Source organism: Corynebacterium sp. c3Ub_189, from assembly GCF_039907195.1.
Lineage (GTDB): Bacteria > Actinomycetota > Actinomycetes > Mycobacteriales > Mycobacteriaceae > Corynebacterium.
This window is the reverse complement of the sequence record NZ_JASBOF010000023.1, coordinates 20,179-28,750: the sequence shown is the minus strand read 5'-3', so window position 1 is coordinate 28,750 and position 8,572 is coordinate 20,179. Positions and strand designations below refer to the sequence as shown.

The 8,572-nt window shown below is 60.0% G+C and carries 8 protein-coding genes and 2 tRNA genes; 5 read left to right on the top strand and 5 right to left on the bottom strand.

Annotated elements, in window-relative coordinates:
* Nucleotides 1–205 precede the first annotated feature (205 nt).
* The 4 genes from QKD99_RS10505 to gyrA all read right to left on the bottom strand — a co-directional run bounded on the left by QKD99_RS10505 (nt 206) and on the right by gyrA (nt 3,420).
* Nucleotides 206–278, bottom strand: a tRNA-Ala gene (locus tag QKD99_RS10505).
* Between the two features lie 9 nt (nt 279–287).
* A tRNA-Ile gene (locus QKD99_RS10500) sits at nt 288–364 on the bottom strand.
* A 161-nt stretch (nt 365–525) separates the two neighbouring features.
* Nucleotides 526–864, bottom strand: coding sequence for a DUF3566 domain-containing protein (locus QKD99_RS10495; protein ID WP_049378050.1), 339 nt, complete (start codon nt 862–864; stop codon nt 526–528).
* Nucleotides 865–867: 3 nt separating this feature from the next.
* Nucleotides 868–3,420, bottom strand: a complete 2,553-nt coding sequence (gyrA, locus tag QKD99_RS10490; protein WP_347951399.1) for a DNA gyrase subunit A — start codon at nt 3,418–3,420, stop codon at nt 868–870.
* 79 nt (nt 3,421–3,499) lie between these two features.
* Here gyrA and QKD99_RS10485 point away from each other — a divergent pair, with 79 nt between their 5' ends.
* From QKD99_RS10485 to QKD99_RS10465, 5 genes are read left to right on the top strand one after another with little or no spacing between them, the layout of a single operon-like run.
* A complete protein-coding gene (locus QKD99_RS10485) occupies nt 3,500–3,721 on the top strand; it encodes a CopG family transcriptional regulator (RefSeq protein WP_005325982.1) in 222 nt (73 codons plus the stop codon).
* Nucleotides 3,722–3,727: 6 nt separating this feature from the next.
* Complete coding sequence (locus tag QKD99_RS10480; protein ID WP_239283036.1) at nt 3,728–3,988, top strand: cell filamentation protein Fic; 261 nt, start codon at nt 3,728–3,730, stop codon at nt 3,986–3,988.
* A gap of 38 nt (nt 3,989–4,026) precedes the next feature.
* A complete protein-coding gene (locus QKD99_RS10475; RefSeq protein WP_239283037.1) occupies nt 4,027–4,383 on the top strand; it encodes a hypothetical protein in 357 nt (118 codons plus the stop codon).
* Between the two features lie 20 nt (nt 4,384–4,403).
* The gene (locus QKD99_RS10470; protein ID WP_150850214.1) at nt 4,404–4,841 is read left to right on the top strand and encodes a hypothetical protein; all 438 of its coding nucleotides are present in this window, start codon (nt 4,404–4,406) and stop codon (nt 4,839–4,841) included.
* A gap of 42 nt (nt 4,842–4,883) precedes the next feature.
* Nucleotides 4,884–6,359: an MFS transporter gene (locus QKD99_RS10465; RefSeq protein ID WP_347951398.1), complete on the top strand. Its 1,476-nt coding sequence runs from the start codon at nt 4,884–4,886 to the stop codon at nt 6,357–6,359.
* Nucleotides 6,360–6,429: 70 nt separating this feature from the next.
* On the opposite strand, the gene gyrB is transcribed toward QKD99_RS10465, so the two are convergent.
* Nucleotides 6,430–8,499, bottom strand: coding sequence for a DNA topoisomerase (ATP-hydrolyzing) subunit B (gene gyrB, locus QKD99_RS10460; RefSeq protein WP_294164487.1), 2,070 nt, complete (start codon nt 8,497–8,499; stop codon nt 6,430–6,432).
* Nucleotides 8,500–8,572 lie beyond the last annotated feature (73 nt).

Here is an 8,572-nt window from a genome sequence, read left to right as displayed (position 1 = left end):
CTTTTCGAGACTGGCTTAGCGTTGTCTTCAACGATATCGTCCATCCAAAACTCGGTTTTCGTCGACGGTTTTGCTGGTCTATATGGACGAAAATGGTGATCCGAGTAGAGTGCTCGTCATTGTGTCACTTCTCAGAGCGCTTGGGAACGACCGCGGAAATAAAAAATGTCCGGCCCCTCCGAAGAGGAAGCCGGACTATATACTGTGGAGCATAGGAGAATCGAACTCCTGACCTTCTGCTTGCAAAGCAGATGCTCTACCAATTGAGCTAATGCCCCATTGTTCCGTGGTGGGCCTAGCTGGAATCGAACCAGCGACCTCATCGTTATCAGCGATGCGCTCTAACCGACTGAGCTATAGGCCCTTGTGCGGAACGAGAATTAACTCTACATACTATCCCTGGATTTATACAAATCGCCTGCTCAACGGATATTTCTTGCAACTCAAAAGCGGGGAAAGATCCGTACGGAAGAAAGAAAATGCCGGCACCCGAAGGTACCGGCATCTTCAAACGCAAGAGAGGCGCTAGCGGTTATCTAGGTCGACCCGCAGGCCGCCAAAGACGTCCACGATGGCGTTGTAAATAACCGCCATCAGTGGCGCCAGCAACGTAAGGAGAACGGCGAAAATAACGCCGATGAGCGCGGAGGCGGAGATGATGACACCGAAGGTGACCTCGAATCCGCCGCCCACGCCGCCGACGAGGCTATTGAGCGATTCCCAGATGCCCACCTGGTTCAGACCGATGTAGAGCAGGCATACGGCCAGCATCCAGGCGATGAGTCCGACGAGTGACAAAGCCAGACCAACGCGGAAAGCGGAGGTGGGCGAGATTCGCGTAATCGTTACGTCTCGTCGTGCCATTAATTACTCCTCATCCTTGGAAGCATCGCCAGCCTTGTGCTCCTGCTGGACCTCATCGACGGTCTTTTCCCCCTTGGCTACAGCCTGAGCGTCTTCCTCACCATCTTCTTCGACGTTGCGGTCGATGGCAAGCAGTTCGACGTCATCAGCCAGGTTCACCAAACGCACGCCCATAGTCGCGCGGGAGGACGGACGAATCTGATCCACCTCGGTGCGGATGACGCCGCCGGCGGAGGTGATGGCGAAGATCTCGTCATCCTCATCGACGGAGATGGCGCCGATGAGCTTGCCGCGCTTCGGGGTGTACTTGAAGGTCATAACACCCAAGCCACCGCGGCCCTGCGGGGTGTATTCCTCAATGGCGGTGCGCTTGCCGTAGCCGCCAGAAGTGGCTACCAAAAGGAACTCGCCATCGTGGACCACGGACATGGACAGCAGCTGGTCATCGCCGCGGAAGCGCATGCCCTTCACACCGGCGGTAGCGCGGCCCATGGGGCGCAGCTGGTCGTCGTCGGCAGTAAAGCGGATAGCTTGGCCCTGCTCGGAGGTAAGCAAGATATCATCGCCCTCGGAGACGAGCTGTGCGCCGATGAGCGCGTCGCCCTCGTTGAGGTTGATGGCGATAAGGCCAGCGGAACGCGCGGACTCGTAATCGGTCAGGCGGGACTTCTTCACGCGGCCCTGCTGGGTGGCGAGGACCAGGTAAGGAGCGTCCTCGTAGGACTGAATCTGGATGACCTGCGCGATCTTTTCTTCCGGCTGGAATTCCAGCAGGTTAGCCACGTGCTGGCCGCGTGCGGCACGACCGCCCTCGGGCAGCTCGTAGGCCTTGAGACGGTAGACACGGCCGAAGTTGGTAAAGAACAAGATCCAGTCGTGCGTGGAGCAGACGAAGAAGTTCTTCACAATATCGTCCTGCTTGAGCTCAGCGCCGCGCACGCCCTTGCCACCGCGCTTTTGCGCCTTATAGGAATCCACCTTGGTGCGCTTAGCGTAGCCGGTAGAGGTAATGGTGACCACGACGTTCTCGCGGGCAATGAGGTCCTCATCGGTGACATCGCCGGTGGCCGGGATGATCTCGGTGCGGCGTTCATCGCCATACTTATCGACGATCTCTGCCAGCTCATCGTGGACAATCTGGCGCTGGCGCTCCTCGCGGGCGAGGATGTCCTTCAGGTCGGCGATCTCGCGCTCGATCTCGGCCAACTCGTCGATAATCTTCTGGCGCTCCAGAGCAGCCAGCTTGCGCAGCTGCATGGCCAGGATGGCATCGGCCTGGATATCGTCGACGTCGAGAAGCTCCTTCAAGCCTTCGCGCGCCTCGTCCACGGTGGGCGAACGGCGGATAAGGGCGATGACCTCATCCAGCATGTCCAGTGCCTTGACCAAACCGCGCAAGATGTGGGCGCGCTTCTCGGCCTCGTTCAAGCGGTACTGGGTACGGCGAACGATGACCTCGATCTGGTGCTCCACGTAGTAGCGCAGCATCTGATCCAGGCGGAGGGTGCGCGGCACGCCGTCAACAATGGAGAGCATGTTGGCACCGAAGGAGGTCTGCAGCTGGGAGTGCTTGTAGAGGTTATTGAGCACCACGCGAGCCACAGCGTCGCGCTTAAGAGTGACCACGATGCGCATGCCCACGCGGTCAGAGGACTCATCCTCAATCTTGGAAATGCCCGCAATCTTGCCGCTGGCCACGGACTCCGCGATATTGGAGATGAGGTTATCCGGGTTGACCTGGAACGGCAGCTCGGTAATCACGATGGTCTGACGGGAGCCAGACTCCTCGATGGAGGTCACACCGCGCATGCGGATGGAGCCACGGCCGGTGGTGTAGGCATCCTTGATGCCCTGATCGCCCACAATGAGGCCAGCGGTGGGGAAATCTGGGCCCTTGACGCGTTCCATACAGGCTTCCAGCGCAGCCTCTTCATCGGCGTCTGGGTTATCCAGCATCCAGTAGATGGCCTCGGCCAGCTCGTTGAGGTTATGCGGCGGAATATTGGTGGCCATACCCACGGCAATACCGCCAGAACCGTTCATGAGCAGGTTCGGAACGCGGGACGGCAGGACGTCCGGCTCGCTGGTCTTGCCATCGTAGTTGGGCGAGAAGTCCACGGTGTTCTCGCGGATATCGCGCACCATCTCCATGGCCAACGGGGTGAGCTTACACTCCGTATAACGCATTGCTGCGGGGCCATCGTTACCGCGGGAGCCGAAGTTACCCTGGCCATCCACCAGTGGGTAGCGCATGTTCCAGGACTGAGCCAAACGCACCAAGGTGTCATAAATCGCGGAGTCACCGTGCGGGTGGAACTGACCCATGGTGTCCGAGACCGGGCGGGCGGACTTCACGTAGCCGCGCTCCGGGCGGTAACCGGAATCGAACATCGCGTAGAGGATACGGCGGTGCACCGGCTTCAGGCCATCGCGCACCTCCGGCAGGGCACGGCCGACGATGACGGACATGGCGTAGTCGATGTAGCTCGACTCCATCTCCTCATTAATATCAATGGGAAATATGCGATCAAAAAGATCGTCGTTATTGTCATTCATAATCCCAAATTCTACCCTCTAGCGCCTTTCAAGACTCGAATTGCCGCACGAGTGGTATCACCGTGGTATCACTTGAGGTATGGCGATGACATTGCGGCTTACGGACGAACAGGATCACGCGCTGACGCTGCTGGCCTCCGCGCAGGGCACCTCCAAGCACGAGGCGGTGGTGCGCGCCATCGTTGCGGCCGCAGCCCGCACGCTTGCCGACGCCCACGTGCAGTCCACCGCCCGCGCCCTCCTCCCCGGCCGCGCTGAGCTGGAGGCGGAAATCCGCCGTGCCCGGCCCGCACAGTCCTAGGCGAGCATGACTACTGAACAGCTCTACCTCTTGGCCCGCGAGTTTTGCGCTCGCTTTAACGTCCGCATCACCAACTTCGCCGCCCTAGCGGCCGCGGCAGCTGCCAGCACCGCCAAGGTGGAGGGAATAGCCATTCATGACAACCACCGCGATGCTGCCCGCGCCATGGCAGAGGTATTAGCCCGCGTGCCGGCGCTGAGCGGGTATAACGCAGAGTTCGCAAAGTTCAGCGCGCGCGTCTACCTTAGTGTTAAAGAAGTTACCTAAGTTACTGGGGATAGTGACCCAAGAAAGGAACTACCACCATGTCCCACTTCAAAAAGATCGCCGCCTCGAGCCTGACCGCCGTGGCGCTAGCTGCCACCGCCGTCACTGCTCCTACCGCCACCGCCGCTGATGCCGATTCCTGGCAGGACAACGTAAATCCGGCCTTTCAGCCAGGCGAGGCCGGTAGTTCCTCTACCGGTTCTTCCCAGCTGGATCTCACCCTGATCATCACCGCAGCGGCCGCTGGCGTCGCCGCGCTGGCCAGCGCCGTGGCGCTGTACTCCCCTAACGTGGATCTGGAGAAGGCTGCACGCGATGCCGGCCTGGGCCAGATTGCTGATCAGATTGCTGCCATTCAGGCCAACCTCCCTGGCCTGCCGGGCCAGCCCGCCTAACTCGCGTAAGGTGGTGCAGCATGGCACATCTTTCTGAACTTATGTCAGGTCCGCAGCGCACTGCGGTGATTAACGATTGCGGCGAGCTGGTTGAGGGGGTCGTCGCCAAGCAATCGGGCATTACCGGCATGGCGCTCAAGGGCGCCGTCGCCGCCGCGAAGAAGGTAGACCCCGCCATCATCACCAAGGCCCTAGGCCGCGTGCTACCGGATATCCTCGACGCTTTAGATCCGCACTGGCAAGAGTTTGCACGCAGCTCCGAGCAGGATTTCGGTTCCTTCCTCGAGCCCCGCAGCACCCAGGTGAGCGATTCCATCATGTCGGTGGCCGATAAGCACGCCGAGCAGATTAACTCCCCCGCGCTGTCTAAGCCTTATAACTCCTTGCGCGGTAAGGCCTCGAAGTTCCTCACCCCTGCGGTACCGGATTTCGGCCGCGTGCTGCAAAAACACATGTAGTTTCCGCGCGGTTGAACCTAGAACAAACCGCAGAGTATAAGTGTGGAAGTGACTACTTCCGCAGCTAACCAGACCGAGTACCCCGCCGGCCAAGATCCCGCCCGCTGGCGGGTCCTTATCGTTTTGCTTACGGCGCTCTTCATGTCTCTGCTGAGCGTGTCCATCGTGAACGTAGCCCTGCCCTCTATTCAATCGGGCCTGGGAGCCTCTGAGTCCGATGTGCAATGGGTGCTCTCCGGCTATGCGCTCACCTTTGGCGTCATCCTTGTGGCGGCCGGCCGCGCTGGAGATCTCGTCGGCCGCGGCGGAATCTTTTTGGCGGGCATTGCTATCTATTCCCTCAGCGCCGCCGTCGCCGGCTTTGCCCCCAACGCGGAGGCACTCAACGCCGCCCGTTTTATCCAAGGCCTAGGCGCTGGGCTGCTCAATCCGCAGGGCGTGGGAATGATCCAGCAGTACTTCCGCGGTCCGGAACGCGCCCGCGCCTTCGGCTACTTTGGCTCCACGGTGGGCATCGCTGTGGCTATCGGACCGGTACTGGGCGGCCTTCTCATTCGCCTCGGCGGCGCGGACCTAGGTTGGCGGCTGACCATGCTGGTCAATTTCCCCGTCGGCCTTATTGCCATCATCTTAGGATTGCTGTGGTTTCCGCGGCCGCTGTTTTCCCGCGTGCGCGATGAAAATGGCAATAAACTGGGCATCTTCAAGGCCCTTGCCACCCTGGATCCCATCGGTGCGGTGATTCTCGGTGCTGCAGTGTGGGCCATCCTCTTCCCCTTCATGGAATCCTCCGCTTCCCCGGCCGTGTGGTGGCTCCTACTGTTGGGCGCCGTCCTCCTTGTGGGATGGGTGCTGTGGGAGCGACACCACAAGGCCACCGGCCATCCGCCGATGGTGGATCTCACTATCTTCGCCACCCCGAGTTTTCGCAATGGCACCATCATCGCCACCTTGTGGTTTATGGGTATTACCAGCATTTGGGTGCTCGTGGCACTCTACTTCCAAAGCGGACTCGGACACTCCGCCCTAGCTGCCGGATCCGTAGGCATTCCGGCTGCCTTATTGAGCTCCATATCTGCCACACTGGCCGGCCGATCCGTATCCGTCCACGGCCGCAAGGTGGTGGTGTTGGGCATGCTCGTGACCATCTCCGGCCTCATTGCCACCATTGCGCTTATCTGGGCCACCGAGCAGTGGGGAGCCAGCGAATGGTGGATGGTCCTTTCGTTGGCCCTTGTTGGCGGCGGCCAAGGCTCGGTCATCTCCCCCAACCAAACGCTCACCTTGGCGCATGTTCCACAGGCCTACGCCGGATCGTCCGGCGCCGTCCTCCAGACCGGCCAGCGCATCGGTACGGCCATTGGGCTTGCCATTATTACGGCCATCGTTTTTGCCACCTTGCACGGCACAAGCGCGGACTGGCCGCTGTCCATCATTGCCGGCTTCGGCGTCATCCTCGCCATGTGCCTTGCTTCCCTAGGATTCGCCGTAGCGGATCAGCACAGATCCCAGGCCTAGGCCCAGCGCTTTCCGACGCCACAATTAAAGCCCACCGCGGTAAATTCCACGGTGGGCTTCATACTGCGCTCTAGATATCCAGGAAGCGGACGTCCTTTGCGCGGCGGGTAATGAAAGAGCGGCGGGCCGAGACATCATCACCCATGAGGATGGAGAAGAGCTCATCGGCGCGCTGCGCGTCTTCCAGATCCACGCGGCGCAGGATGCGGGTGCTCGGGTCGAGCGTGGTCTCCCACAGCTCGGAGGCGTTCATCTCGCCCAAGCCCTTGTAGCGCTGGATGCCGTCATCTTTGTTGATCTTACGGTTTTGCTCCAAGCCCTCGGCCAGCAGCTTATCGCGCTCGGCGTCGGAAAAAGCATAGCCCGGAGTACCCTTAGACCACTTGAGCTTGTACAGCGGCGGGTTAGCCAAGAACACGTGGCCATCCTCAACCAACTGCGGCATGAAGCGGAAGAGCAAGGTCAGAAGCAGCGTGGCAATGTGCTGACCGTCAACGTCGGCATCGGCCATGAGCACGATCTTGTCGTAGCGCAGCTTCTTGATATCGAATTCCTCGTGAATGCCAGTACCCAGCGCGGTAATAATCGCCTGGACCTCGGCATTCTTGAGGACCTTATCCATGCGGGCCTTCTCCACGTTCAGGATCTTGCCGCGCAGCGGCAGGATGGCCTGGAACATGGAATCGCGGCCGCCCTTAGCGGAGCCACCTGCAGAGTCACCCTCCACGATGTAGAGCTCGGAAATCTTCGGATCCTTCGAACGGCAATCCGCGAGCTTGCCCGGCAGGCCGCCAAGGTCAGTGGCGGACTTGCGGCGCACCATCTCGCGAGCCTTGCGGGCAGCCATGCGAGCATGCGCGGAAGACACAGCCTTATTGATAATGGCCTTAGCCTCTGCCGGGTTGGCATCGAACCAGTCATTAACGTGCTCGTTGACCGCGCGCTGGACAAAGCCCTTGATCTCGGAATTGCCCAGCTTGGTCTTGGTCTGGCCCTCGAACTGCGGATCGCCCACCTTGACGGAAATAACAGCCGCCAAGCCTTCGCGGCAGTCATCGCCGGAAAGGTTGCCGTCCTTTTCCTTGAGGAGCTTATGCTCCTTAGCGTAGCGGTTCATTAGAGAGGTCAGGGCCGCACGGAAACCCTCTTCGTGCGTGCCGCCCTCGTGGGTGTTGATGGTATTGGCAAAGGTGTGAACGGACTGCTTATAGCCCTGGTTCCACTGCAGCGCTACCTCGACCTCGTGATCCTCGCCCTTCGCATCGAAGGAAACGATGGTCGGGTGGATCGCGGTCTTGGACTTATTGAGGTACTTGACGTAGTCGGTCAAGCCATCCGGGTAGTGGAAGGTTACCTTCTTGCGGCGCTTCTTATCCGCCGCAGCGTCCTTCGCCTCGCCGGATTCTTCATTAAAGGTATCGCCGGCGTCCGGGGCATCGTCGAAGGAGGTTTCATCCGCGCTGGTTTCGCCAGATTCTGCATCGGCGATCTCTTCCAGCTCGATCTGCTCTTCGGTGACGCGCTCATCAATGAGCTCAATGCTCAGGCCCTTATTCAGGAAGGCCATTTCCTGCAGGCGGCGGGCAATGGTGTCGTAATCGTACTCGGTAGTTTCAAAAACTTCCGGGTCCGCCCAGAAGCGGATCTTGGTGCCCGTGCCGCGGGCATTGCCGCCCTCAACGAGCTCGTCCGGGATGGCGTTCTGGAAGTTTTGGTACCAGTGCTTGCCGTCGCGCTTGATCTCCGCCTCCACGCGGGTAGATAGCGCGTTCACCACGGAAATGCCGACACCGTGCAGGCCGCCGGAAACGGCGTAGGAATCGGAGTCGAACTTACCGCCGGCGTGCAGCTGGGTCATGACCACCTGGACGGTAGGTGCACCAGAGGCGTGCATTTCTACCGGAATGCCACGGCCATTATCGATGACCTCTACGCCGCCATCTTCCAGCAGCTTGACGGTAACCTTATCGGCGTAGCCGGCCATGGCCTCATCGACGGAGTTATCAACGATCTCCCAAATGAGGTGGTGCAGGCCGCGCGAACCGGTCGAACCAATGTACATGCCGGGGCGCTTACGGACGGCCTCGAGGCCCTCCAGGATCGTAATTGACCCGGCATCATATGCGTGTTCTTCAGCCACGGATTCGTGCTCTCCTTTTGGCTATAGCTAATTCTAAGACCTTGACTATTCTACACGGATACCCCCTACTGAA